This window comes from Massilia sp. (assembly GCF_031995545.1).
In the GTDB taxonomy this organism is placed as follows: domain Bacteria; phylum Pseudomonadota; class Gammaproteobacteria; order Burkholderiales; family Burkholderiaceae_D; genus Telluria.
The window spans coordinates 41181-65626 of record NZ_DAMAGA010000011.1 but is presented as its reverse complement, the minus strand read 5'-3'; the positions used below and the strand labels follow the sequence as shown (position 1 = coordinate 65626).

Genomic DNA, 24446 nt, shown 5'->3' with positions numbered 1-24446 from the left:
AGGTGTGGGGGTTCGAGTCCCTCCGTGGGCACCAAACTCTACCGAATTGGTTTGACGGACCCCGTGTCCCGTAAAACGCCGTAGCCTTTGCAAAAGGGTTACGGCGTTTTGCGCTGTATCTCCCCCTTTTAACCTCCCCTTTTCAATGCGCCGCCAGATCGTCCAGGATCGGGCACGCCGAACGCGCATCCCCATGGCACGAGGCCGCCAGCGACTCAAGCGTGCGCCGCATCGCCTCCATCTCCGCGATCTTGCGGTTCAGCTCCTCGATATGCGACTGCGCCAGTGCCCGCACGTCCGCGCTGGCGCGATCCTTGTCCTCCCACAGCGCCAGCAGGCTGCGAATCTGCTCCAGCGAAAAGCCGAGCGCGCGCCCGCGATGAATGAACTGCAGCACGCGCACATCCTGTTCGCCATACACCCGATACCCGGCCTCGCTGCGCCGCGCCGCCTTCACCAGCCCGATCGATTCGTAATGGCGGATCATCTTGGCCGTCACGCCCGAAGCGCGCGCGGCGTCGCCGATGTTCAGGTTCGATGGATGGCAACCGTTGTCCTGCATGAAATCCTCCTGTTGTATTCAGGCGCAGGATACACCTTCCAATCGTGGGAAGGTCAACCGAAGGCTTGACTTGCCGGCCTGATGCGCACAGCATGGACCCCATGCACATCCTCCGCTCCATCGCATGCATCGTGGCGCTCGGCATCGGCGCCGCCTCGGTCACCGCCGCCCCGGCCGCCTACTACCAGTGGCGCAGCAAGGCCAACGGCCAGCTGGCCTGTTCCCAGACGCCGCTCGGCGAAGGCTGGGAACGCGCGCACGGTCCGTATCGGGACGCGCGTTGCGAAAAACTTATTGTTGTTAAATAATGAAAGCAGAAGACACCTGTCTTCCGCCACAATCATTGCGCGTTTTTGCGCAGACAACAGAGCATCCATGGAGGAGACACCATGTTTACCAGCCCGGAGCAGTTCGCCAACGCCACCAAGACCCTGTTCGATCTGCAGATGCAGACCTTTAACGCCGTCGCCAGCAAGACGGTCCAGGGTGTCGAACAGGTCGTGAACCTGAACATGAACGCGGCCAGGCAGTCGATGGACCGCACCCTGAACGCCGGCCGCGATGCCAGCCAAGCCGCCAATCCGAAGGAAGCGCTCGACGCGCTGGCGTCGAAGATGCAGTCGAATGCCGGCAACGCCGCCGAATACGGCGCCCAGCTCAAGGCCATCATCGACGAGATGCACACCGAGTTCCGCAACGCCGCCGACACCCACGTCGCGGAAGCCAAGAACACGCTGTCGGCGCTGATCTACGACGTCACTCAGAACGTCAAGCCAGGTTCCGAGAATGCGGTCGAGATCATCAAGGCCGCGATCGACAACGCCTTCAAGGGCTACGAGCAGGTGACGCAGGCTACGCGCCAGGCGGTGCAGACGGTCGAAGCGCAGTTCGACCGCGCGACCTCGATGGTGACGCCGGGTGGCGCCAAGTCCGGCGCCAGTACCGGACACGAAGGCGGCGGCGCGCAGTAAGCGACTTGCCCGGCGCGCCTACTGCGGCGCCGGGTGTTCGATCCCCAGCAGTTCTTCCAGCCGCGTCAGCGAAGCTTCTTCCTTAATCACGGAGCGCAGCCAGGCGTGCAGCGGCTGCTCGCCCCAGCGCGCCGCCTTCTCCGCAAGATAAGCCACCGGACTGTGCGGCTCGGTGCGGCGGAAGAATTCGGCCACCTGGCGCAGCTGGGCCAAGGCCTGGTCGCGGTGTTGGACCGGGCCATCGCTGCGCATCGCGGGTGCCGCGTGTCCACCCGCCGCGGGAACTGGGCTTGCAGTCGGCGCCGCAACGCCGGCCACCGGCAAGCCCGGCGTCACCAGATCGATCACGTCCTGCAGCGCCGCGCGGCCGCTACCGAAGCTCGGGCCATCGACGCCGAGCACGGCATCGACCGTCTGCTCCAGCCGCGTCAACGCCACCAGGCAGGCTTCGCATTCGGCCAGCAGCGCCTGGCAGGCGGCCGGCTTCAAGCGGGCGCGCGCCGCTTCCAGCTCCGCTGTCGCTTCCGGCCCACGCGCACGCGCGACTTCCCACGCCTGCAGCGTGAGCGTGGCGTCGGCAAGTGGCGTGGTCTTGACCAGCGGCGCGATGCGCCCGGCGATCCAGGCCAGGTTGCCGATGCGGCGCTCATGGCCGTCTTCGTCCGGCTGCGGATGCAGGCCATCCCAATAACGCGCGCACAGCGCTTCGACCAGAGCCAATCCTTCGGCCAGGCCGCCCACGCCACCGGTCTTGGCATTCGCCTCGGCCAGCCACACGGCCAGTTGCAAATCCTTGCTGCGCCCTTCGATCAGCTGCGCGCAGCGCTTGCCGACGAACTTCCAGTCGGCTTCCTTCAGCGCCGTGACCCAGGCGCCCTGCTCCAGCGACGGATCGTCTGCCAGCCGCGCCCGCGCGATCTCGTCGACTTCGGGCGCGAACGCCAGGTCTTCGCCGCAGGGCTGATCCAGCACCACCGGTGCCAGTAACGCTTCGATGTTCAGCATGGCGGCTCCCTATTCGATCGTGTATTTGAACTTGCCGGCGCGGGTGGCGCCGACCTTGACCCGCGCGATGGCGCCGCCTTCCATCATGCGCGCCAGCACGCTGTCGGCGATCTCGGGCAGCAGGGTGCCGTTCAGGACGTTGTCGACGGCGCGCGCGCCGGAATCGACTTCGGTGCAGCGCGCCAGCACCGCTGCCACCAGGCTGTCGTCGTACTCGAACTGCGCCTTGTGGTTGGCCAGCACGCGCGCGCCGATGTGCGCCAGTTTCAGGCGGATGATGTTGGACAGCACCTCATCGCGGATCGGATAGAACGGCACCACCGTCAGGCGGCCCAGGAACGCCGGCTTGAAGTGCTTCATCAGGGCCGGGCGCAGCAGCTCCGACAATTGGTCCGGCGTGGGCAATTCACTGGCGGGCTTGTTCAGGCACGCCCCCATCAGCTGGCTCGAACCGACGTTCGAGGTAAGGATGATGATCGTGTTGCGAAAGTCGATCTGCCGCCCCTCGGCGTCGTCCATCACGCCCTTGTCGAACACCTGGAAAAATAACTCCAGTACATCGGGGTGCGCCTTCTCGGCTTCGTCCAGCAGCACCACGCTGTACGGATTGCGGCGCACGGCCTCGGTCAGCACGCCGCCTTCGCCATAGCCGACATACCCGGGCGGCGAACCTTTCAACCCCGAGACGCTGTGCGCCTCCTGGTATTCGCTCATATTGATCGTCACCAGCTTGCGCTCGCCGCCGTACAGGATGTCGGCCAGCGCCAGCGCGGTCTCGGTCTTGCCTACGCCTGATGTGCCGAGGAACAGGAACACGCCCTTCGGCTTGTTCGGGTCGTCCAGATTGGCGCGCGCCGTGCGCACGCGCTGGGCCACCACGCCGCTGGCGTGCTTCTGGCCCAGGATGCGCTCGTCCAGCATCACCTGCAGATTGACCACGGTCTTGATCTCGTCCTTGACCATGCGCCCCAGCGGGATGCCGGTCCATGCCGCCACGATCTCGGCCACCGTATTGCCATCGACCTGCACCGGCACCAGCGGCGCTTCGCCCTGCAGCTGCTGCAGGCGTTCGGTCAGCGCGCGCAATTCGCTGGTGGCGCCCTGCCCGCCGGCCGACTCGAGTTCGGTGCGCAGGCTGCCGATCTGAGTGGCCAGCGCCTGCTCTTCTTCCCAGCGCGCGTTCAGGCCGGATCGTTCGCTGCTGGCGGCGGCGCGCTGCTCGGTCAGGATCGCCAGTGCGGCCGGGTCGCCGCTGCCGGCGCTGGCGTCGCGCGTCAGGGCCGCGATGCGGGCGTCGTAGCGTTCGATGCGGCGGCCGCAGTCTTCCAGCAGCGCCGGTGTCGCGCTCTGCCCTAGCGCCACCTTGGCGCAGGCGGTGTCCAAGACGCTGATCGCCTTGTCCGGCAGCTGGCGCCCGCTGATGTAGCGGTGCGACAGGCGCACCGCCTCGGTAATGGCGTCGTCGTAGATGCGCACGTTGAAGTGCTGTTCCATCAGCGGCGCCATCGCGCGCAGCATGGCGCTCGCCGTGTCTTCGTCCGGCTCCTCGACCTTGATCACCTGGAAGCGCCGTGCCAGCGCCGCATCCTTCTCGAAGTACTTCTTGTATTCGCTCCAGGTGGTGGCGGCGATGGTGCGCAGTTCGCCGCGGGCCAGCGCGGGCTTCAAAAGATTGGCCGCGTCGTTCTGGCCTGCGGTGCCGCCGGCGCCGATCATGGTGTGGGCCTCGTCGATGAACAGGATGATCGCGTGCGGGCTCTTTTTCACTTCGTCGATGACGTTCTTTAGCCGGTTTTCGAATTCCCCTTTGACGCTGGCGCCGGCCTGCAGCAGGCCCATGTCGAGGTTGTGGATCTCGACGCCTTTCAATACCTCCGGCACGTCGCCCTGGGCGATGCGCAGGGCCAGCCCTTCGACCACGGCGGTCTTGCCGACGCCGGCCTCGCCGGTCAGGATCGGGTTGTTCTGGCGCCGCCGCATCAGGATGTCGATCGCCTGGCGGATTTCCGGGTCGCGCCCGATCACCGGATCGACCTTGCCGTCGCGCGCCCGCGCCGTCAGGCAGGTGGTGTACTGGTCGAGCGCCGGCGTCTTGCCGGCGGCGGTTTGGGTCAGTTCGGTGGCGGGATCGGCACCGGTGTCGGCCACGCCCGGTGCCTCCTGCTGGATCTCGACCGAGCCGCGCGTCAGGCGTTCGAGGTCGTGCTTGAGGCGATCGAGCGGGAAGCGTGCGAACAGGCGTGACGCACGCTGCGCCAACTGCGCCAGCGACGGTTCGGTGAGCAGCGCGAGCAGCAGGTGCGCGCTGCGGATCTGGTTTGGCTGGCCCGCATTTGACGCGTTCGCCAGCGATGCGATCAGCCAGGCATGTTCGAACAGCAGCGGCAGGTGGCGCGAGAACACCGGCGTGCGCGCGCTGCCGGTGGCGAAGCGCGCCACTTCGCGCCGCAGGTCCGCTTCCAGGCCGGTCAGGCTGATGTCGCAGGCGCGCGCGATCGCCGCCAGGTCGCTGCCGGGCTGCTCGATCAGGCCCAGGAACAGGTGCTCGACGTCGACCTCGTACTGGCCCAGGCCGACGCAGATGCTGGCGGCGCGGGTGGCGGCGGCGCGGGTGGTGTCGTTCAACTTGCCGATCAGGGTCTTGAGGTTGATGTCCATCGTTGGCGTCCTTGTCGTGGAAGAGGTTCGGGGTCGTTCATGCGCCGCCGGCGCGGGGCGGCCGGGCGGATTTCCTGATCTCGTAGTGCAGCGACGACGGCTGCAGCACCGCGTTGAAGCTGACCGGCTCCTGCAGGCTGTCGACCGCCAGCCGCGCCTGGATCACGATCTGCAGGCGGTTGACGTCGCCCGCGTCCTGCTCGAGCGTGGCCTTCACCGCGCGCAGGCGCGGCTCGTGGGTGGCGATCGCTTCTTCGATGCTGGCGCAGACGGCGGCGCGGTCGATGCTGCTGGTCAGGCACAGGCCGGCGAAGTCGATCACGCCATAGCGCAGGATCGAGCCGCGCGCGGCCGGGTATGCGTCGAGGATGGCCGCATCGAGCGCGATGCGGGTATTGAGCAGCGCTTCCAGGTCGCGCGCGACGCCCTCCTTGAGCTGCTCGATGCCGACGGCTGCGGCAGGACCGGAGGCCGCGCCCTCCCCGCGCTCGCGCATCAGGCGATCGAGCAGGCCCGGCGTGAAGCCTTTCATGCTGCCTCCGGCAAGTCGTGGGTGGGAATGGAAGCGGCGGCGCAGGTGATGCGGCCGCCGCTCGAATGAGCGGTGGCGGAGCCGCCACCGCGACGAGAGCATGGATCAGACGATCTTGTTGGTCGCCAGATCCCAGCCGCCCGAGGTGTTGCCGCCGGCGCCGCCGGTGACCTTCTGCTGGGTGTACTTCCACTTCACCTTCGAGAACTTCAGGCCCACCGATTCGGCGATGATGGTGCCCTCTTCCACGCTCGGGTTGATGCCGCCGATCAGGACGTTCTCGAGTTCGATCTCGAAGTACTTGATGCGGTCGCCCTGGCCGTCGGCGCGCATGAATTCCAGCTTGGCTTTCGGGATCGTCTTGCCGGCCGAGCAGGTCTGCAGCAGGATCGGCGAGGACAGGTCGGCCAGCTTGGTCAGGGTGATCTCCTGGTGCTCGCAGCGCTCGGCGGTGTGGCCGCCGCCGGTCGACGCGGTGGCCGAACGCGGCTGCGACACGCCCCACTTCACGGCGGTGCACTCGATCCAGTCCTTGTGCTTGTCGTCCATCGATTCGCCCTTGATCCCATCGATCTGCAGGTACACGTCAATTGCCATGTTCTACTCCAGGTTGGTTATTGCGGTGGTTGATAAAAAGATCAGCTTTTGGTCGACTGCGGAAGCTCCGCGACCAACCGGAGCGAAACGGACAATTCGTCGAGCTGGAAGTGCGGGCGCAGGAACGACACCGCGCGGTACACGCCCGGGCGGCCCGGCACTTCCGACACCTGGACGCTGGCTTCGCGCAGCGGGAACTGCGCCTTCTGGTCCTGGCTCGCGTTATCGTCGAGCAGGACGTACTGGGTCAGCCAGCGGTTCAGGTAATCCTCGACATTCGAGGCGGCGGCGAAGCTGCCGATCTTGTCGCGCATCATGGCCTTCATGTAATGCGCGATGCGCGAGACGGCGAAGATGTACTGCAGCTGCGACGACAGCACGGCGTTGGCGTTGGCGGCTTCGTTGTTGTACTTGCGCGCCTTCTGCGCCGACTGCGCGCCGAAGAAGGCCGCGTACGAGGTGTTCTTGCAATGCACCAGCGAGATGAAACCGAGGTCCGACAATTCCTTCTCGCGGCGGTCGGTGATCGCCACTTCGGTCGGGCATTTCAGCGCCACTTCGCCTTCGTCGGTTTTGAAGGTGTGGGTCGGCAGGTTCTCGACCAGGCCACCGCCTTCGACGCCGCGGATCGCCGCGCACCAGCCGTAGTCCTCGAAGGCCTGGGTCAGGCGCGCGCCGAAGGCATACGCGGCGTTGCACCACAGGTACTTCGAGTGATCACTGCCATCCACGTCTTCGACATAGTTGAAGCCTTCGACCGTCATGCCGTCGGCCGGGTGATACGGCAGGCGGCCGAGAAAGCGCGGCAGTGTCAGGCCGACGTAGCGCGAATCTTCCGAATCGCGGAACGCCTTCCACTTGGCGTATTCGGCGGTGTCGAACACCTTGGCCAGGTCGCGCGGTTTACCCAGGTCGCCGAAGCTCTCGACCCCGAACAGTTCCGGATTGGTCGAGGTGATGAAGGGCGCATGGCTGGCGGCGGCCACGTGCGACATCTGCTCCAGGAAGTAGACGTCTTCCGGCTGGCGCGAGATCTCGAAGTCGCCGATCAGGGTGCCGTACGGCGCGCCGCCGAAGGTGCCGAATTCTTCTTCGTAGATCTTCTTGAACATGGTGCTCTGGTCGAACTCCATGGCGGACTGGAAGTCCTTGACGAGTTCGCGCTTGCTGGCATTGAGCATGCGGATCTGCAGATTGCTGCTGGTGTTGCTGTTCTTGACCAGGTATTGCAGACCGGTCCAGCTGCGCTCCAGCTTCTGGAACTCGGGTGCATGCATGATGGCGGAGAGCTGTTCCGAGATCATGCGGTCCAGTTCCGCCAGGCGTGCGTCGATGGTGGCCGACAGGTTCGACGACATCACCATCGTGCCCTGCATCACCTGGCTGACCAGTTCCGAGATCAGGTCGCGTGCGCGTTCATGCTCGCTGGTCGAACGCGCCACCCGGCTCTCGGCGACGATCTGGTCCAGCAGCGAGGTTTCCAGTTCCGGTGCCGTAGTGGCACCATTGTGCGATTCGAGTACCGCCGCCATCTCAGCCCTCCCCGCCGTCGCTGTTGTCATTGCTGTTGCCCTGCTTGCGCAGGCTGTCGAGTTTCTCGGTATTGCCCAGCACCTCGGTCAGGATGTCTTCCAGCTTGTCGTTCCCGGCCAGCTTGTTGCGCAGGTCGGCCAGCTTGGTGCGCGCCTCCAAGAGGCCGGCCAGCGGCGCCACCTGGCGCACCACGGATTCAGGCCGGAAGTCGTCCATCTCGCGGAACTGCAGCTGCACGCCGAACTGGCCGCCTTCGTCCGACAGGTGGTTGTCGACCTTGAAGCTGGCCACCGGCGCCACCGCGCCCAGCACCTCGTCGAAGTTGCCGGCGTCGACGTTCACGAACTTGCGGTCCTTCAGGCGCTTCTTCTCGACGTTCGGATCGTTGCCGAAGTCGCCGACCACGCCGACCACGAACGGCAGCTCCTTGTTCTCGATGGCGTCGCCGATCTCGACGTCGTAGGTCATCTGCACGCGCGGCGCGCGCACCTTCTGCAAGCGTTTTTGCACGCTTTCGTTCTTGGCCATGGCGACTCCAGTGGATTGAAGCGGGATCGAAAGGCCGGCGGGCGCCGGCCCGGATTCATTTCAGTACGTCGAACGGGCTGCCGCTTGCAGCAGCGGCGGGCTTGGACGGCCCCGCCACCGCTGGTTGCGATGGGGTCTTGCGCGCCGGCGGGTCTTTGCGCACGGCCTGGCGCGACGACACCAGCACTTCCTCGCCCAGGCTGGAACGCAGCAGTTTGGCCAGATCCTGCGCTTCGCTGCGCACCGATCCCTGCAAGTTGTTCTTGCGGGTCAGGTCGGCCAGCGCCTTGCTTGCCACGCGCAGGCCGCTGACGGCCAGAATGCTGTAGGCCAGCGTGTCGTCGGGGTCGCGCGCCAGCGCTTCCTGGGCGTTGGAGATGGCTTCGCCGTACTGGGTGGCGTCGAAGCGGATCTGGGCCATGCGCACCCACGGCTTCTTGTCGACCGGGTGCGCCACGCTGGCCTGCTTGAGCAGGCCGACGGCTTTTTCGCTCTGGCCCGAAGCGAGAGCGGCGTCGGCTTCGGCATAGATGTTCGGGGATACGGCGGCGCGCTTGTCGGCGCTGGCAGCGTTGGGGGTTTCGCACCCGGCCAGTGCGGCGACGGCGGCCGCAGCGACTAGCACGGGTAACAGGCGATTGCGGATCATGCTCGGCTCTCCAGGGTGTGAACAAGCCACCATTATTCGCATCGCGTCTTCACTGAAATTGTGCCCTGTCAATGATTGATAAGTTCCCGCTGGCGGTGTGGCATACGCGTCGCATTTGCGCGGCGTCAGTGCTGCGCCCGGACGGGTCGGGTTCAATCGGTCGCTGGTGCGCGCCAACAATTCCGAGGAGAAAGCATGAACCCCATCCGCCCAGCCCTTTCCCTGTGCTGTCTGTTGCTGGCCGCCACGCTCGGCGGCTGCGGCGGTACGGCGCTGGAAGCCATCGGGCTGCGCAAGCCGCCCGAGATTCCGGAGCTGCAAAAGCCGCCGCGCAACGTACCACTGCGCCTGCATGCGGCCCAGCGCCTGAACGTCAACGAGCGTGGGCAGCCACTGGCCCTGGCGGTGCGGGTCTACAAACTGCGCCAGAAGGATGTGTTCGAGGCGGCGCCGTTCGCCGCTTTTCTCAATCCGCAGGCCGAACGCGAAAGCCTGGGCGCCGACCTGATCGACGTGCGCGAAATCATGCTGGTGCCGGGCCAGCGCTACGAAGCCGTGGAAAAGGTCGGGCGCGAAGCCGGCGCGGTCGGCGTGGTGGCGCTGTTCCACCGTCCTGCCGGACAACGCTGGCGCACCACGGTCAGCGCCGCCGAGGCCGAGCGCAACGGCATCGACATCGGCCTGTACGGCTGCGCGCTCGGCGTCAACGGCGCCGCCGCGCAGGCCGTGGCGTCGATCGCGTCCGTGCGCTGCCAGTGAAACGATGAACTCTTTCGCAAGTTAATGATGTCCGACCAATCGAGCGAGGCCGACGTGAGCATGCCATCCAAGGTCTTATGGGGCGAGGGACTGTTTCTGCGCCCCCAGCATTTCCAGCAACAGGACCGCTACCATGAAGCGCGGCTGAACCAGACCGCCTGCGCGCTGCACCCGTATTGCTGGGGCGTGCGGCGCCTGGCGGTCGACCTCGACGCGCTGCGCAACGATGTGCTGCGCATCGACGAACTGTCGCTGCTGTTCCCGGACGGCGAAGTGTACCGCGCGCCGGGCGGCGATCCGCTGCCGCTGCCGGTGCGCCTGGGTGAGCTTGCCGGCGCGCCGCAGACGGTCACCTTCCACGCCGCCCTGCCCTCGCTCAAGACCCACGGCGAGAACTGCACCATCGGCGACGACAGTTTCGACCAGCTTGACGCGCCGACGATGCGCTACGGCCGCCACGAGCGCGAGACCCAGGACCTGTACACCCAGGCCGCCGACGCCCCGGTCACCTACCTGCGCAAGACGCTGCGCCTGGTGCCCGACAGCGAAGCGCTGGAAGCCTACGAGAGCTTCCCGCTGCTGCGCCTGCGCCGCGTCGCCACCGGCGGCTTCGAGGTCGATCCCGGCTTCATCCCGCCCAGCATGTCGATCGATGCCGTCAGCGGCCAGTCGGCCGGCCTGCATACCGGCCTGGCGCGGCTGATGGAAAAGCTGCTGGCCAAGGTCAATGCCCTGTACGGCGACCTGCGCGAACCGAGCCGCAACGTGGTCGAGATCCGCGGCGGCGACGTCTCTTCGTTCTGGCTGCTGCACACCGCCAGCGCCGGCTACGCCGCCCTGGCCCACTTCCTGCACCATCGCGAACTGCATCCCGAGCGCCTGTACGGCGCGCTGCTGGCGCTGGCCGGCGGCCTGATGACCTATTCGCGCAGCTACCGGCTGGAAGACCTGCCGTCCTACGTGCATGCCGATCCGGGTCCGCAGTTCGCGCGCCTGGACGGCATCATCCGCGACCTGCTCGACACCGTGATCTCGTCGCGCTACTTCACCATCGCCCTGCACAAGGACCGTCCCAACTACTACCTGGGCGCGCTCGACTCGGGCCGCATCAACCTGCAGACCACGCTGTACCTGGCGGTATCGGCCGACATGGCGGCGCTCAAGCTGGTGGAAGCGGTGCCGCTGCAGTTCAAGATCGGTGCGCCGGAAGACGTCGACAAGTTCGTGCTGTCGGCGCTGCCGGGGGTGAAGCTGGTGCACGCGCCGCAGGTGCCGGCGGCGATTCCGGTGCGGCCGGACACCTATTACTTCGTGCTCGAGAACCGCGGCGCGCTGTACGAGTCGATGCTCAAGTCGCAATCGATCTCGGTCTACGTGCCGGGCGGGCATGGCCCCGGTGGCCCGGCGCCGGGAGGACACGCTGCGGCCCACACCGCGCCCGGCATCCGAGACCTGCGGCTCGAACTGATCGCGGTGTCGGCATGAACGCCTTCATCGAGCGCCGCGCCGCGCCTGCCGGCGAAAAGGGTGCCGGCCGCGAACAGCGGCTGGTGGACATCATGTACGAAGGTTTCTATGCGCTGTTCCTGCTGCAGAACGGCTGCGGGCCGCAGGACAAGGGCGCCTTCGCCGACAACATGACCGCCTTCCTGGCCGACGTCGACCGCAACGCCAAGGGCCTGGGCATCGCCGCCGAAGACGTGACGGCGGCCAAGTATGCCTTCTGCTCGGCGGTGGACGAGATCATCCTGCGCTCCAGCTACGAGGTGCGCGAAGCGTGGGAAACCCGCCCGCTGCAGCTGCGCGTGTTCGGCGACCAGCTGGCCGGGGAGCACTTCTTCCACCGCCTGGAAGACCTGCGCGCGCGCGGCGCCCAGCATGTGGAGGCGCTGGAAGTGTTTCATATGTGCCTGCTGCTCGGCTTCCAGGGCCGCTACGCGCTCGATGGACGCGACAAGCTCGATTACCTGATCGCGCGCCTGGGCGACGAGATCGCGCGCATGCGCGGCCGCACGCGCGGCTTCGCGCCGCATGCCGAAAGGCCGGACCAGGTGGTCAACCGGCTGCGCAGCGACTTGTCGATGTGGGTGATGGGGGCGGTGTTCGCGGTCGTGGGGCTGGGCGGCTATCTCGGGTTCAGGACGGTGCTGGCGGGGGAAACCGAGGCGACGCTGGCGCAGTACAACGACCTGGTAAAGCTGCCGCCGAAGGCGGCGCATGTGACGATCACGTTGCCGTGATCGGCCTGGCCTGACGAAATTGTTAGCAGATGATTCGTCATCCCCGGACTAGGCGTCCCCCTTGGCGGGGACCCAAGTTCCTTGCGTACCACTCGCTTCAAAAGATGTTGCTTCGCTTGCGAACTTGGGTCCCCGCCTCCGCGGGGATGACGTGCTGACGACGCGGGGAAGAAATCAGCAGCCCGCTATTCTTGCGGCATTTACTGAATTACCTTGAACTCAATCCTGCGGTTACGCGCCTTGCCCTCCGGCGTCCGGTTATCCGCCACCGGCCGATCCGGCCCCTCCCCCGACACCGCGATCGAATCCGGCGCAATCCCCTGCCCCACCACATAGGCCTTCACCGCCTCGGCCCGCGCCTGGCTCAGCGACAGGTTGCCGGCGCGCGAGCCGGCGTTGTCGGTATGCCCGATCACCTCCACCCGCACGCCCTTCAGCTTCTGCAGCGCCGCCGTCATCTGGTCCAGTACCGCCGTGCCCGCCGGCGTCAGGGCCGCCTTGCCCGACTCGAATTCGATGATGCGGTCGGCCAGCGCCGTGTCCAGCACCGCCTGCTGCGACTGCACCACGCGCAGGCCGTTGTTGACGGTGTAGGTGGGGTTCAGGCTGGCCGCGATCTCGGCGGCGATGCGCTGGCGCTGGGCTTCGTCGGCGACGTCGCCGCGCAGGCTGACGCTGTTGCCTTCGATTTTCAGCTGACCGCCCTTCACCAGGCGCAGGTTCGGTCCGATCAGGCGTCCGACATAGGTGTTCCAGTTGGCCGGGGTCGAGACCGCGCCCACCGCCAGCTGGTCGACCACGCGGCCGGCGCCGTAGAGCGCGCGCAGGCGCTCGAGCAGCGCGGCCTTGCTGGCTTCGTCGGCCACGGTGCCGCTGACCACCACCGGCGCTTCCGCGCCGGCGCCTTGTGCCACCGTTACCGCCTGCGGATCGGCATGCGCCGCCCCGGCGGCCAGGGTTGCCGCCAACACCAAAGTGAATGCTTTCACGTCAGGCTCCAATGAAGGTCTTCATGAACAGGTCGCGCGCCAGCGGCAGCGGCAGGTCGGGCTGGGCCAGGTGGCTGGCCAGCACCCGCACGTCGCCATCGAACTGCAGCTGTTCGTCGATCCAGGCGGTGTCGCGCAGATGCACCTGGAACTCGCTGCCCACCAGCGGGTCGATCACCGCGCGCAGGGTTTCGGCCAGGGCCGCGCAAAAGCCCACCACCAGCACCGGCCGGTCTTCCTGGCGCGTGACGAACAGCGCCAGGTCGAACTGGGCGCGCCGCAGGAACGGCGCGATCAGCTCGAGCCAGAACGCGGCCACGCAATAGCGCGCCGCGCTGTCCTGGGGCAGCGGCAGCACCAGGCTTTTGTGCAGCTCGGCCGGCTGGCTGTGCATCACCGGCTGCAGCAGCAGTCCCAGCGCCAGCACCAGGCGCGCCACGCCGGGGCGCCCGAGCAGCGCGTCGAGCGAGCCGAGCGTGCCTTGCTCCATCCAGCGCGGCAAGGCGTTCTCGTCGCCCAGCCCGATGGCGCTGTCGGCGATCGCCTGCAGCGAGGCGGCCGGATCGGCATCGGCCAGCACCCTGGGGCAGATCTGTTCGAGGAACACCCACAGCGGCGCGAACGCCAGCGGACAGCGCGTCACGAACGCGGCCGGGTCGCTCAGCGCCAGCGTGCGCGTGGCCAGGAACGGGAAGCGGCGCCCGGACTGGTCGCGGCTGGGCAGCAGGTGGCCCGCCACCGCATGATGGCGCGCCGGGCCGACAAGGGCGAAGCTCACCGGCGGCATGGCGTCGTAATGGAAGCGCCAGCGTGCATCGGACGGCAGTAACGTCATGACCTTCGCCAGCCAGTCGTCGAGCATGCCCATCACGGCGGCGTCGTGGGCCAGCTTGATGAAGTCGGCGCGCGCCGGCACCTTGCCGAAGTAGCCGATCCGGTCGGGGCGCATCACTGGCCTCCCGTACTGGCCAGTGCCGGCGCGGCCGGCGCGCCGGGCGGCGCCGCCACATCGCTGCGCCCGACGATCGCCGGCGGCAGGCGCAGGCCGCGGAAGCCCTGGCCGCCGCCGGCGCTGCCGCCGCCGCCGCCCGCTTGCGGGCTGCTGACGATCTTGAGGTCGACCGCCACCGTCACGTTGTTCGCGCTCCAGCGCAGTTCGTGCACGCCGCCGTCCTTGCGCGTGCGCTGCGCCGCCTCGAACAGGCGCTGCAGGCCGAACTGGCCGGGCTGGTTGAACAGCTCCACCGTGCGGCCGTCGAAGGTTACCGCCGACACCCGCGCCCCGGACACGCCCTGCGGCCCCGGGTGCACCATATTGGTCCAGCTGGGCGGCGTGTTGCGGTAGCGCAGCTGCTGGCCGTCGATCTCGATCGTGTATTCGAGCGTGCCGGGCGCGCTCAATGGCAGCACCTGGAACACGGTCTGGGCCGCGCCGCCGCTGGCCACGCCGTTGTTCGACAGCGGCGCCACCCAGCCCGGGAACGACGCCACAGCCTGGGGCACCAGCGCGATGCCGATGTCGGCCCAGGTGCGCGCCGCCAGCACGTCGCCGCGCCGCACCACCAGCGGTCCCATCGAGCTGTTGACGAACTTGGCCACCGCGCCTTCGGGACCGAACACCTGGCCGATCTCGCCCGGAGTGGCTTCGACGGTGGAAGTGGCGCTGAACGGATACTTGGTGGCCAGCGTGCGCGTGAACGGCTCGACCACCTGCGCCTGCCAGGTCTTGTTGATCTCGGCCTCGGACGGTAGCACGATCATGGCGAAGGTCTGGGTCAGCGGCCGCACCAGCAAGGGCCGCAGCGCGCCTTTCTGGCTGTCGCTCATCCCGGTCAGCATCTGCTCGTCGACGTAGCGCAGCGCATCGGCCAGTTCCGAGCCGCTGCCTTCCAGCGTCTGCTGCATGAACTGCTTGGCGCCGGGGCCGGGGTCGCCCTGGTTCTTCAGTTGATTGAGCCGGGTGCGCAGCCGCGACAGCGCGTCGAGGTAGCCGGTCATCAGGGACGCTTCTTTTTCCTTCGCACCCACCAGCCGCGCCACGCCGGCGAATTCGCGCCCGATCGGCCCGGCCCCGCCGTTCTGCCCCATCAGCTGCACCGGATCGACCGTATCGGCCAGCGTGCGCGCATCCGACGGCGCGCGGCGTAGGATCACTTCCTTGACCCACTGGATCACGCCGCGCTCGGTCTTGCCCAGCGCCGGGCGCAGCGCGCCGGGATTGTCCCACGCCGTCTCTTCATAGATCGTGCGCACCAGCTTGGCGATCGGCGACGCCTGCGGGTCGCCCAGCCGGTTCATGGCCTGCACGCTGGCGTCGAAGCCGCGCAGGTCGGCCACCGCCACGCCCTGCACGAACTTGACCCATTCGCGTGCATAGTCGGCCTTGTACAGGTCGATCAGCGATTTCTGGATCTGTTCCGGGCTCCCCTCAAGCGTCAGGTCGTCGCGCGCGGTGGTCTTCAGCACCCAGTCGACCGTGTTCAGTTCTTTATTCGACGCATCGCGGATCGCACCGACCACGAACTTTTCCCAGGCCGCGCGGGTGAAAGCGCCGCTCACGGCATGGCTGCCGGCCACCAGCGCCGCATCCTGCTCGCCGACGATGCGCGCCACCGTCACCGCCGGGAAGCGCGTGGCGGCGCGGGTCCTGATGTCGGCGTAGACGCGCTCGCGCGCCGGCGTGCCGCGCACCACACGGCGCAGGTGTTCGCGGGTCGCGTCCAGCAGGCCGAGTTTGAGCGTCATCTGCGGCCAGGCCGGGTCGTTGATCTGCTCCAGGTGGAAGGTCAGCAAGCGCTCGGCGCTGCGGATCATCTGCTCGCGCGGCATGCTGCCGCGGTTCGTCTCCAGCCAGCCGCGCCAGTAGCGGGTCAGCTGGTCGTTCAGGTGGCCCGGTTCGGCGTGCCGTTTGTCGCCCAGCATCAGGTAGGTTTTCAGGGCGTTGTAGGCGTCGCCGACATTGGTGGGCGATGCATCCTGGTACGGCTGACCGGGCTTCGGGGGCGCGGTCGGCGCCTGTGCATTCGGGTCGAGCGCGGCGGCATTGTTGTTCACCTCCGTCAGCATCGATTCCAGCGCCGCCGTCACCGGTTCCACCATCACCGCGCGCACACCGGCGAAGTATTCGTCGCGCAGCTTGCGCTCCAATGTCTCTCCCTGGTACAGGCCGAAGGCCAGCGCCAGCGGCTGGTCTTCGGCGTAACGGTCGAGCTGCTCGATCCGGTCCTGCAGGATGTCGAGCGCCTCCAGGCGCGACTGCAGGTCGATGCGGCCGGCCTGCAGTTTCTGCACCTTCTCGAGATCGGACTGCACGTTGGCCACCAGCTGGCGGTTGCCCATGGTCGACCACGACCAGCTGCCCATCGCCGCGCCCAGCACGATGGTGGCGGCGAAGAAGGCGCCCACCTTCCAGCGCGCCGCCGACGGGTTGGTGTAGCGCTTGACCAGTTCGCGGTCGGCGAAGATCACCTTGCGGAACAGGTCGAGCAGGAAGAAGCCGGACTGCTCGCCAGCGCAGTCCGGAGCGCTGCTCTTGTGCTCCTGCAGCGCGAGGTCGAAGCGGCTGGCGACACGCCGGCTCGACAGGTCCTGCACGCTGCCCTCCTGCAGCGCGCTGGTAAAGTAAAAGCCGCGAAACACCGGCTTGAACTGATAGGTGTTTTCTTCGAACAGCGTGGCCAGGAAAGCGCGCAGCGGCGTCTTGATCGCCGCAAACTCCAGCGGGAAGGTGAACACGCCCGGGCGCATCGCGCTGCTGCGGTTGGCGCCCATTCCGGCCAGGCTCATTTCCTTGAGGCCGTCGACCAGCTCTTCGAACTGGCTGTCGAAGAAGCCCAGCACGTCCTGCGGCGCGGCGCGCCGGTTGTAGCGCAGCGTGGCGCCCCAGATGCGATCGCGCTCGGCGCGCTCGGCGCCGTGGAAGAAGTCCTGGAAGCCGGCGATCAGGTCGGCCTTGGTGAACACCACATACACCGGCGCGTGCACGCCCAGGCGCTCGGTCAGTTCCTGGACCCGGGTGCGCAGGTTCTTGGCCAGTTCGTGCGAGGCGCTGGCCGGACCCGCCACCAGTTCGGCCACGCTGACCGCGATCAGGATGCCGTTCACCGGCGCCCGGCTGCGGTGCTTACGTAGCAGATCGAGGAAGCCGAACCACTCGTCGCGGTCGTCGTCCTGCACCGAATAGCGCCCGGCGGTGTCGAGCAGGATGCCGTCGGTGGTGAAGAACCAGTCGCAGTTGCGGGTGCCGCCGACGCCCTGCAGCGCCTTGTTGCCGGGGATCGGGAAGGTCAGCCCGGAATGCACGATGGCGCTGCTCTTGCCCGCCGCCGGATTGCCGATGATCATGTACCACGGCAGTTCGTACAGCGCCGCGGCGCCGCGCGTCAGGCCCAGCTTCGAGGTCTTGATCGTGGACACCGCCTCGAGCAGGTTCTTGCGCAGCACGGCGACTTCGCCCTTGCCGTCGGCGTCACGGCCGCTGTCGGCGTCGGCCATCGCTTCCAGCAATTGCTTGGCCTTGCGCGCGCGCCAGGCGCGGCGCAGCATCCACCACGCCGCCCAGCAGGCCAGCAGCACCAGGCCGACGATGGCGGCCCACAACAGACCGACGCCCAGCAACGCGGCGCCGATCACCAGGATGGCCGCGAGCGCGGCGATACCGAACACCGCCAGCACGCGGGTATCGGTCAGGAATTTCCAGATTCGTGCCATGGCGGGAAATGTGTGGTTGCGGAAGAGTCCAGCGAGAAATGTCGCATGCCGAAGTAAGCCGGGATTTGAGCCGTCGCAACGCCCGCCGACCGTATCAACGGCGCATCACTCCGCGCATCCGCAACTCGATGTGGCCAAAATCCATCATCTGCCAGCGCCCGCCCCAGGTCAGCCCGAGCGACTCGGCCACCTGGCCATACAGCTGGTAACCACGCATCGCCCACGGATCCTTTTCCGAGATCACCAGCTTGCCGTCGCGCAGGAAGGCGCAATCGGCGGCCAGCCCGTACTGGTGCCAGCTCTGGAAGGCGCGCGCATTGGTGACGTGGCTGCCGGCACTGGCCAGCTCGTCCTGGCGCGCCGGGCTGCGATAGCCTTCCAGCAGCGCCATCTCGTAGCCATGCTGTTCCTTCATGATCTTGAATGCCAGCAGCAGGCGGGCGCTGAAGTCGGGATGCAGCAAGCCCCAGTTGCGGCTGGCGTTGACCAGCATCGGCCGCACCAGTTCCACTTCGCGCGTGGTAAAGGCGTCGGGCGGCAGTGCCACCGGCGGTACCAGCTGCTCACCGGCCAGCAGCGCCGCGATCTGTTCGTCGGGCAAAGCGTTGCTGCTTTCATACACCGGCAGCATGGTCGGATTGCTCAGCGCCAGCGCCAGCAGCGACGGCACCAGGATCACCGGCACCCCGACCGCGAGCAGCATGCGGTGCCGGCGCACGCCCTCGAACAGGCGCTGGCGCCAGTCGGTGGCGGCTTGCTCCAGCGCGGCGCCGGACTGTTGCTGCGCATGGCGCCAGGCCGGCACCCGGCGCGCGAACAGGCCGCGCACATTGAACACGCCGCGCGCCACCAGCGCGCGTCCGCCCGGAAACAGCACAAGCCAGATCAGGGCGGATGCAACACAAACGTACAGAAGGGCGATAAAGATCAGCATGGACATCCCCAAGATTGTTTCTAATCGGAATCGGAAAAGCCAATCTTAGGAGTGTTGTCGTGCGTCCTTCAGACGAAAATCAAGCCAGCTCGCATCCCCATCTGCGTCCCAACCTGATGTCGTCATCGCGCCGCGGTGGCCACGACGACAGCATCCTCGCCAAGCTCGAGCGCGAGCCGGCCCGCCGCACCGGTGGCCGCACCGGCCGCCGCCTGGCCTGGTACGGCGCCTCGGCCCTGGTCGCGGTGGCGCTGACCGCTACCCTGGCCTGGCTCGCCGCCGGCAGTGGCGACCAGGTGCTGGAAGTGGCCCAGGCGACCGAAAGCGACACTTCGAGCGCCGCCGGCACGGTGACCCAGCCATTGCAGGAGGCGCAGCCGACCACCGAAGAAGTATTGGGGCTGCCGCCGGAACAGGAAGCGAAGTCAGCCCTGATCGTCGACAGCGCGCCCGATGCGGCGCCGCCGCTGCGCATGCTCGACGCGCCGGCGGCCAGGCCGACGCCTGCACCAGCGCCGCCCGCCGCCGCCCCGCCCGCGCCGGTACGGGTGGCGGCGCCGCCGGTGCCCGCTAAACGACCCGAACCGCGGCCCGAGCCGCGCCCGGAGCGCCGCGCCGAACCGCGTGCGGAGCCCCGTGCCGCGGCGCGCCTTGAAGCACGCCCGTCCGCGGCCCGTCCCCGCAGTGCCAGTGCCCGTCCGCCGGCGCGCCCTTCGTCACGCTCGGCACGCACCATCAACCCGGCCCGCACTGGCGAGCACGACGACAGCGACGTCGCGCTGATCTCGGCCGTCATCTATCACGCCAACGGCCACGCCAGCGCCGACGGCAATGACGAAAACACATCGAACTGCGGCGACGAACCCTGCCGCGCCCGCCCTGCCCGGCAATAGCGTGGTAAAAAGTCCGCGCCGCCAGCCGGCGCGGACAAAAGCGCTGGGATTTTCCAGCCCGGGAGCGTTATACTGTACATAAGCACAGTAGGACGTTCCGTCATGATCAGGGTTCTGGAAAACGAGTTTTATTATCTGGACAATTTCCAGCGCGTTCTCGATTGGATCGGCGAACGCTATGCCGACCTGCTCGACGAGACCGAACTGGCCTTCCTGGCCGCCTTTCCCCTGCTGCCGCAGAATGCGCGCGCCCTGTTCGTGCGCATGGTCATGCGCAAGGGCGACCTGTTCCGCGCCAGCAAGCTCATGTATGCCGAGATCGGCTGCCCGGTCGAAGCCGCCAACCTGCTGCTCGGCACCGGCTGGATCGAGCGCGACCCCGAACTGACGCTGGACGAACTGTTCGAGCTGCTGTCCAAGCCCGAGATCGCCGAAGCCTTTGGCCCGCAGCTGCGCCACAAGAACGCGCGCAAAGGTGACCAGTTGGAAGCCTTACGTGAGGTGCTGAGCGAGGTCTGCGCCGAAGACGGCAACAGCCGCCGCTTCTCGGCCTGGTACCGCGCTTGCCCCGACACTGCGCTGCGCATCCTGGTCAAGCCGCTGTGCGACCGCCTGCGCCTAATCTTTTTCGGCAACCTGCATCAGGACTGGACCGAGTTCGTACTGTCCGACCTCGGCCTGTTCCGCTACGAGCAGGTCGACATCTCGCCGGCCTCGCGCGGCTTCCGGTCGCGCGCCGACGTCGAACACTACATCCAGCTCTATTCGTGCCGCGAACGCTTCGCCACGGCCCGTGACACCGGCGAGACGGTCGACGACATCATGCGCGACGTACCGCAGCACGCCTTCGGCAACGACTGGCTCGAAGGCCGCCGTGAAAAGCTGCTGTTCCAGATCGGCCAGCACTACGAAAAGCTGAAGGACTGGGACGGCGCCTTCGCCGCGTACGCGCGCTGCCGTTTCCCCGGTGCGCGCGCCCGTTCGATCCGGGTGCTGGAAAAGCACGAGCGCTTCGACCACGCCTACGAGCTGCTGTGCGCGGCGCAAGCCGCACCGGAGAGCGACGCCGAACGCCAGCACCTGACGCGCATTGCCCCGCGCCTGGCACGCAAACTCGGCCACGCACGCCTGCCCGCACGGCGCGCCGCCGCCGTCGATCGCATCGACCTGTGCCTGCCTCTGCCGCATCTCGATCCGTGGGTCGAAGGCGTGGTACGCGACCATCTGGCGCAGCAGGGCGAAGTGAACGCACCGGTGTTCTACGTCGAAAACGCCCTGGCCAACACCCTGTTCGGCCTGTTGTGCTGGCGCGCCGTGTTCGCCGCCATCCCTGGTGCCTTCTTCCACCCCTTCCACCGCGGCCCGGCCGACCTGCACAGCGCCGACTTCCACCAGCGCCGCGAGGCCGAATTCGCCGCCTGCCTGGCGCAGCTGGACGATGGCAGCTACCGCGACACGATCCGCCGCAACTTCGCCGAAAAATCCGGCCTGTCCTGCCCCTTCGTGCACTGGGAAGCGATCGACGCCGGCCTGCTCGACCTGGCCCTGCACTGCATCCCGCCGGCCCACCTGCGCAAGTGGTGCGAGCGCATCCTGGCCGACGTCAAGGCCAACCGCACCGGCTTTCCCGACCTGATCCAGTTCTGGCCCGACGAAGCGCGCTACACCATGATCGAGGTGAAGGGACCGGGCGACCGCCTGCAGGACAACCAGCTGCGCTGGATCGAGTACTGCGCCACCCACGGCATGCCGGTCTCGGTGTGCTACCTGCAGTGGCAGCAAGCCGCCGAGCCGGCACTGGAACAGGCCGCGTGAGCTATACCGTCGCGGTACGCGCGCTGTGCGAGTTCACGGCAAAGCAGGGAGACCTCGACCTGCGCTTCACACCCTCGCCCAGCGCCCAGGAAGGCATTGCCGGCCACGCCGTGGTCGCGGCGCGCCGCGGCGACGGCTACCGCACCGAGGTCGCGCTGTCGGGCGAATGGAACGGCGTGCAGGTGCGCGGCCGCGCCGACGGCTACGACGAACACGAGAATCTGATCGAAGAGATCAAGACCCACCGCGGCCGCGCCGACGCGATTCCCGACAACCACCGCCATCTGCACTGGGCCCAGGTGCGGGTCTACGGCCACCTGCTGTGCGCCGAACAGGGTCTGGAGCGGATCAACCTGGCCCTGGTCTATTACGACATCGGCAGCGGCGTCGAAACCGTGCTGCGCGAAACGCGCGACGCCGCCTGGCTCGAAAACCACTTCCGCGAACTGTGCGAGCGCTTTGCCGCCTGGGCTGCCAGCGAAGCCGCGCACCGCGCCGCGCGCGACGCCGCCCTGGGCGCGATGCGCTTCCCGCACGCCGACTTCCGTCCCGGCCAGCGCCAGCTCTCGGAGAACATCTACCGCGCCAATGCCAGCGGCCGCTGCCTGCTGGCGCAAGCGCCGACCGGCATCGGCAAGACCGTCGGCAGCTTGTTTCCGGTGCTGAAAGCGATGCCGCAGCAGGGGCTGGACAAGCTGTTCTTCCTGGCCGCGAAGACGCCGGGAAGGCGACTGGCGCTGGATGGCGCGGCCAGTCTGTGTCGTCCCAGCCCGTCCTCGGGCAAGACGATCCCGCTGCGCGTGCTCGAACTGACCGCGCGCGACAAGGCCTGCGAGCATCCCGACAAGGCCTGCCATGGCGAATCCTGCCCGCTGGCGCAGGGCTTCTACGACCGCCTGCCGGCCGCGCGCGCCGCTGCCGCCGAAGTGCCGGTGCTGGACCGCGACGCGCTGCGCGAAGTGGCGCTGGCGCACGACGTCTGCCCGTATTACCTGGGCAGCGAAATGACGCGCTGGTCGGACGTGATCGTCGGCGACTACAACTATTATTTCGACGGCAGCGCCATGCTGTACGCGCTGGCCCTAAACAACGGCTGGAAGACCAGCGTGCTGGTCGACGAAGCGCACAACCTGGTGAGCCGTGCGCGCTCGATGTACAGCGCGCAGCTGGACCGCAGCGTGCTGCGCCTGGCGCGCGCCAATGCGCCGGGCGAGATCAAGAAGGCGCTGGAACGCGTGGGCCGCGCCTGGTCGGCAGTCAACAAGACTGCCGCCGCGCCCTACCAGGTGCTGGAGTCGCTGCCGTCGAAACTGGTCGATGCGCTGCAAAACGCCGGCAGCACCATCAACGAGCACCTGGCCGCCTTCCCCGGCCCACTCGACCCCGACCTGCAGCGCTTCCATTTCGACGCGCTGGCATTCGTGCGCCTGGCCGAAGCCTTCGGCCCGCACTCGCTGTGCGACCTGTCGCGCGAGGGCCAGGCCGACCCGGTACGCGACTCGGTGATCTGCATCCGCAACGTGGTGCCCGGCCCCTTCCTCGGCCCGCGCTTCGCCGCCGCCCATTCGGCCACGCTGTTCTCGGCCACCCTCGGCACCTGGCACTACTGCTGCGACACGCTCGGCCTGCCCGAGAACACGGCCTGGGTCGACGTCGCCTCGCCGTTCAAGGCCGACCAGCTCGATGTCCACGTCGCGCACGGCATCTCGACCCGCTACCAGCAGCGCGCCGCCTCGGTGGCGCCGATCGCGGCCCTGATCGCGCGCCAGTACCACGAACGCGCCGGCAACTACCTGGCCTTCTTCAGCAGCTTCGACTACATGGACCAGGTGGCGTCGGCGCTGGCACGCCTCGATCCATCGATCCCGCTATGGCGCCAGGAACGGCGCATGAGCGAATCCGAGCGCCAGGGTTTCATCGACCGCTTCGCGCCGGGCGGCGCCGGGGTCGGTTTCGCGGTGCTGGGCGGCGCCTTCGGCGAGGGCGTCGACCTGCCGGGCGAGCGCCTGATCGGCGCTTTCGTGGCGACGCTCGGCTTGCCGCAGGTGAATCCGGTCAACGAGCAGCTGCGCGAACGGATGCAGTCGCTGTTCGGCGCCGGCTACGACTACACCTACCTGTATCCCGGCATCCAGAAGGTGGTCCAGGCGGCCGGGCGCGTGATCCGCACCGAGCAGGATCGCGGCGTGGTGTGGCTGATCGACGACCGCTTTGCGCAGCCGGGCATCCGCGCCCTGATGCCGGCGTGGTGGGAGCTCGACGCGCGTTCCACCGCGAACAAATCCGCAAGCGCGCCGGCAACCGCACCTGCGCTCTCAGCCTAGCAGTTCGCGGATCTTCTGGTAGCCGCTGCGGCTGATCGGCAGCCGCACGTCGCCGTCCAGTACCGCACAGTGATTGTCCTTGCTGACCGGCTCGATGCGCCGCACCGCGCCGACATTCACGATGTACGAGCGGTGGATGCGCACGAACACCGCCGCATCGAGCTGCGCTTCCAGTTCCGACAGGCGCTGGTGCTTCAGATAGCGCTTGCCTTCGGCGCTGATCTGCACATAGTCGTCCTGGGCCTCGATGTAGTCGATGCTGCCGCTTGCCACCACGTGCACGCGCGCGCCGTCGCGGATCAGGACCCGTTCCAGCGGCTGGTGGCGCGCCGCCGCCTCCTTGACCAGCGCCTCGATCGCCGGCGCCTGGTGTGAGTCGTGGGCCCGGTCCACCGCCGGCATGCGCAGCCGCGCCTGGGCCAGCGCTTCGGCCAGGCGTTCGCGCGAGAATGGCTTGAGCAGATAGTCCAGCGCATGCACCTCGAACGCGCGCAGCGCGAACTGGTCGTACGCCGTGGCGAAAATGTAGTGCGGCTTGCTGCCCGCCAGTTCCACCACCTCGAAGCCGTCCAGCTTCGGCATCTGGATATCGAGGAACACCAGATCGGGGTCGTGCTCGGCGATCGCCTTGACCGCCTCGAAGCCGTTGGCGCACTCGCCCACGATCTCCACATCCGGATGCGGCGCCAGGGATTCGCGCAGCACTGCGCGCGCCAGGTATTCGTCATCCACGATCAATACGCGCAT

21 protein-coding genes are annotated in these 24446 nt (G+C 67.6%); 8 read left to right on the top strand and 13 right to left on the bottom strand.

From position 1 onward, the window contains the following. Window positions 1–142: 142 nt before the first annotated feature. The gene (cueR, locus tag RTQ83_RS10530; protein ID WP_409456103.1) at window positions 143–532 is read right to left on the bottom strand and encodes a Cu(I)-responsive transcriptional regulator; all 390 of its coding nucleotides are present in this window, start codon (window positions 530–532) and stop codon (window positions 143–145) included. Between the two features lie 131 nt (window positions 533–663). On the opposite strand from cueR, the gene RTQ83_RS10525 reads away from it, so the two are divergent. After that, the gene (locus RTQ83_RS10525) at window positions 664–870 is read left to right on the top strand and encodes a hypothetical protein (protein ID WP_312514131.1); all 207 of its coding nucleotides are present in this window, start codon (window positions 664–666) and stop codon (window positions 868–870) included. Window positions 871–951: 81 nt separating this feature from the next. Further along, window positions 952–1533, top strand: coding sequence for a TIGR01841 family phasin (gene phaP, locus RTQ83_RS10520; protein ID WP_312514129.1), 582 nt, complete (start codon window positions 952–954; stop codon window positions 1531–1533). An 18-nt stretch (window positions 1534–1551) separates the two neighbouring features. Here the strand turns inward: phaP and tssA are convergent, their stop codons facing one another. From tssA to RTQ83_RS10485, 7 genes are all read right to left on the bottom strand, one after another. Further along, a complete protein-coding gene (gene tssA, locus RTQ83_RS10515; protein WP_312514127.1) occupies window positions 1552–2538 on the bottom strand; it encodes a type VI secretion system protein TssA in 987 nt (328 codons plus the stop codon). Between the two features lie 9 nt (window positions 2539–2547). Then, a complete protein-coding gene (tssH, locus tag RTQ83_RS10510) occupies window positions 2548–5196 on the bottom strand; it encodes a type VI secretion system ATPase TssH (RefSeq protein WP_312514125.1) in 2649 nt (882 codons plus the stop codon). Between the two features lie 37 nt (window positions 5197–5233). Next, window positions 5234–5728 carry a type VI secretion system baseplate subunit TssE gene (gene tssE, locus RTQ83_RS10505; protein ID WP_312514124.1) on the bottom strand — a complete coding sequence of 165 codons (495 nt, stop codon included), beginning with the start codon at window positions 5726–5728 and terminating at the stop codon, window positions 5234–5236. Between the two features lie 105 nt (window positions 5729–5833). After that, entirely contained in the window at window positions 5834–6325 is a 492-nt protein-coding gene (locus RTQ83_RS10500; protein WP_290420194.1) for a type VI secretion system tube protein Hcp, read from the bottom strand. A gap of 41 nt (window positions 6326–6366) precedes the next feature. Continuing rightward, on the bottom strand, window positions 6367–7857 hold the full coding sequence (gene tssC / locus RTQ83_RS10495; protein ID WP_312514120.1) for a type VI secretion system contractile sheath large subunit: 1491 nt from the start codon (window positions 7855–7857) through the stop codon (window positions 6367–6369). A gap of 1 nt (window position 7858) precedes the next feature. Then, window positions 7859–8386 (bottom strand): type VI secretion system contractile sheath small subunit, encoded by a 528-nt coding sequence (gene tssB / locus RTQ83_RS10490; RefSeq protein ID WP_312514118.1) that lies wholly within the window; start codon window positions 8384–8386, stop codon window positions 7859–7861. 55 nt (window positions 8387–8441) lie between these two features. Continuing rightward, window positions 8442–9035, bottom strand: a complete 594-nt coding sequence (locus RTQ83_RS10485) for a hypothetical protein (RefSeq protein WP_312514116.1) — start codon at window positions 9033–9035, stop codon at window positions 8442–8444. Window positions 9036–9230: 195 nt separating this feature from the next. Between RTQ83_RS10485 and tssJ the strand changes: the two genes are divergently transcribed. From tssJ to icmH, 3 genes are read left to right on the top strand one after another with little or no spacing between them, the layout of a single operon-like run. Then, window positions 9231–9794, top strand: coding sequence for a type VI secretion system lipoprotein TssJ (tssJ, locus tag RTQ83_RS10480; protein ID WP_312514114.1), 564 nt, complete (start codon window positions 9231–9233; stop codon window positions 9792–9794). A 24-nt stretch (window positions 9795–9818) separates the two neighbouring features. Further along, entirely contained in the window at window positions 9819–11279 is a 1461-nt protein-coding gene (gene tssK, locus RTQ83_RS10475) for a type VI secretion system baseplate subunit TssK (RefSeq protein WP_312514112.1), read from the top strand. Further along, entirely contained in the window at window positions 11276–12034 is a 759-nt protein-coding gene (gene icmH / locus RTQ83_RS10470) for a type IVB secretion system protein IcmH/DotU (RefSeq protein ID WP_312514110.1), read from the top strand. The genes tssK and icmH overlap by 4 nt, the downstream gene beginning before the upstream one ends. Before the next feature lie 200 nt (window positions 12035–12234). On the opposite strand, the gene RTQ83_RS10465 is transcribed toward icmH, so the two are convergent. The 4 genes from RTQ83_RS10465 to RTQ83_RS10450 form a co-directional block, all read right to left on the bottom strand. Beyond that, window positions 12235–13023 (bottom strand): OmpA family protein, encoded by a 789-nt coding sequence (locus RTQ83_RS10465; protein WP_409456102.1) that lies wholly within the window; start codon window positions 13021–13023, stop codon window positions 12235–12237. A 1-nt stretch (window position 13024) separates the two neighbouring features. Next, complete coding sequence (gene tagF / locus RTQ83_RS10460) at window positions 13025–13972, bottom strand: type VI secretion system-associated protein TagF (RefSeq protein ID WP_312514108.1); 948 nt, start codon at window positions 13970–13972, stop codon at window positions 13025–13027. Further along, window positions 13972–17733, bottom strand: coding sequence for a type VI secretion system membrane subunit TssM (gene tssM / locus RTQ83_RS10455; protein ID WP_312514107.1), 3762 nt, complete (start codon window positions 17731–17733; stop codon window positions 13972–13974). The genes tagF and tssM overlap by 1 nt, the downstream gene beginning before the upstream one ends. Before the next feature lie 94 nt (window positions 17734–17827). Further along, window positions 17828–18664 (bottom strand): M15 family metallopeptidase, encoded by an 837-nt coding sequence (locus RTQ83_RS10450; protein ID WP_312514262.1) that lies wholly within the window; start codon window positions 18662–18664, stop codon window positions 17828–17830. Window positions 18665–18726: 62 nt separating this feature from the next. Here RTQ83_RS10450 and RTQ83_RS10445 point away from each other — a divergent pair, with 62 nt between their 5' ends. The 3 genes from RTQ83_RS10445 (at window position 18727) to RTQ83_RS10435 (ending at window position 23699) form a co-directional block, all read left to right on the top strand. Beyond that, window positions 18727–19560 carry a hypothetical protein gene (locus RTQ83_RS10445; protein ID WP_312514105.1) on the top strand — a complete coding sequence of 278 codons (834 nt, stop codon included), beginning with the start codon at window positions 18727–18729 and terminating at the stop codon, window positions 19558–19560. 102 nt (window positions 19561–19662) lie between these two features. After that, window positions 19663–21375 (top strand): VRR-NUC domain-containing protein, encoded by a 1713-nt coding sequence (locus tag RTQ83_RS10440; RefSeq protein ID WP_312514103.1) that lies wholly within the window; start codon window positions 19663–19665, stop codon window positions 21373–21375. Then, on the top strand, window positions 21372–23699 hold the full coding sequence (locus RTQ83_RS10435) for an ATP-dependent DNA helicase (RefSeq protein WP_312514101.1): 2328 nt from the start codon (window positions 21372–21374) through the stop codon (window positions 23697–23699). Before RTQ83_RS10440 ends, RTQ83_RS10435 begins: the two co-directional genes overlap by 4 nt. Here RTQ83_RS10435 and RTQ83_RS10430 read toward each other — a convergent pair. Further along, entirely contained in the window at window positions 23691–24446 is a 756-nt protein-coding gene (locus RTQ83_RS10430) for a LytTR family DNA-binding domain-containing protein (RefSeq protein WP_312514099.1), read from the bottom strand. The two genes, RTQ83_RS10435 and RTQ83_RS10430, sit on opposite strands and share 9 nt — an antisense overlap.

Excerpts from the sequence above, each read along its gene's own strand:
- tssJ (WP_312514114.1), top strand. The coding sequence starts at position 9,231 with ATGAACCCCATCCGCCCAGCCCTTTCCCTGTGCTGTCTGTTGCTGGCC.
- RTQ83_RS10430 (WP_312514099.1), bottom strand. The coding sequence starts at position 24,446 with ATGCGCGTATTGATCGTGGATGACGAATACCTGGCGCGCGCAGTGCTG.
- tssE (WP_312514124.1), bottom strand. The coding sequence starts at position 5,728 with ATGAAAGGCTTCACGCCGGGCCTGCTCGATCGCCTGATGCGCGAGCGC.
- tssM (WP_312514107.1), bottom strand. The coding sequence starts at position 17,733 with ATGGCACGAATCTGGAAATTCCTGACCGATACCCGCGTGCTGGCGGTG.
- tssH (WP_312514125.1), bottom strand. The coding sequence starts at position 5,196 with ATGGACATCAACCTCAAGACCCTGATCGGCAAGTTGAACGACACCACC.
- icmH (WP_312514110.1), top strand. The coding sequence starts at position 11,276 with ATGAACGCCTTCATCGAGCGCCGCGCCGCGCCTGCCGGCGAAAAGGGT.
- RTQ83_RS10525 (WP_312514131.1), top strand. The coding sequence starts at position 664 with ATGCACATCCTCCGCTCCATCGCATGCATCGTGGCGCTCGGCATCGGC.
- phaP (WP_312514129.1), top strand. The coding sequence starts at position 952 with ATGTTTACCAGCCCGGAGCAGTTCGCCAACGCCACCAAGACCCTGTTC.
- tssC (WP_312514120.1), bottom strand. The coding sequence starts at position 7,857 with ATGGCGGCGGTACTCGAATCGCACAATGGTGCCACTACGGCACCGGAA.
- RTQ83_RS10485 (WP_312514116.1), bottom strand. The coding sequence starts at position 9,035 with ATGATCCGCAATCGCCTGTTACCCGTGCTAGTCGCTGCGGCCGCCGTC.
- tssK (WP_312514112.1), top strand. The coding sequence starts at position 9,819 with ATGATGTCCGACCAATCGAGCGAGGCCGACGTGAGCATGCCATCCAAG.
- tssB (WP_312514118.1), bottom strand. The coding sequence starts at position 8,386 with ATGGCCAAGAACGAAAGCGTGCAAAAACGCTTGCAGAAGGTGCGCGCG.
- tssA (WP_312514127.1), bottom strand. The coding sequence starts at position 2,538 with ATGCTGAACATCGAAGCGTTACTGGCACCGGTGGTGCTGGATCAGCCC.
- RTQ83_RS10500 (WP_290420194.1), bottom strand. The coding sequence starts at position 6,325 with ATGGCAATTGACGTGTACCTGCAGATCGATGGGATCAAGGGCGAATCG.
- RTQ83_RS10440 (WP_312514103.1), top strand. The coding sequence starts at position 19,663 with ATGATCAGGGTTCTGGAAAACGAGTTTTATTATCTGGACAATTTCCAG.
- tagF (WP_312514108.1), bottom strand. The coding sequence starts at position 13,972 with ATGCGCCCCGACCGGATCGGCTACTTCGGCAAGGTGCCGGCGCGCGCC.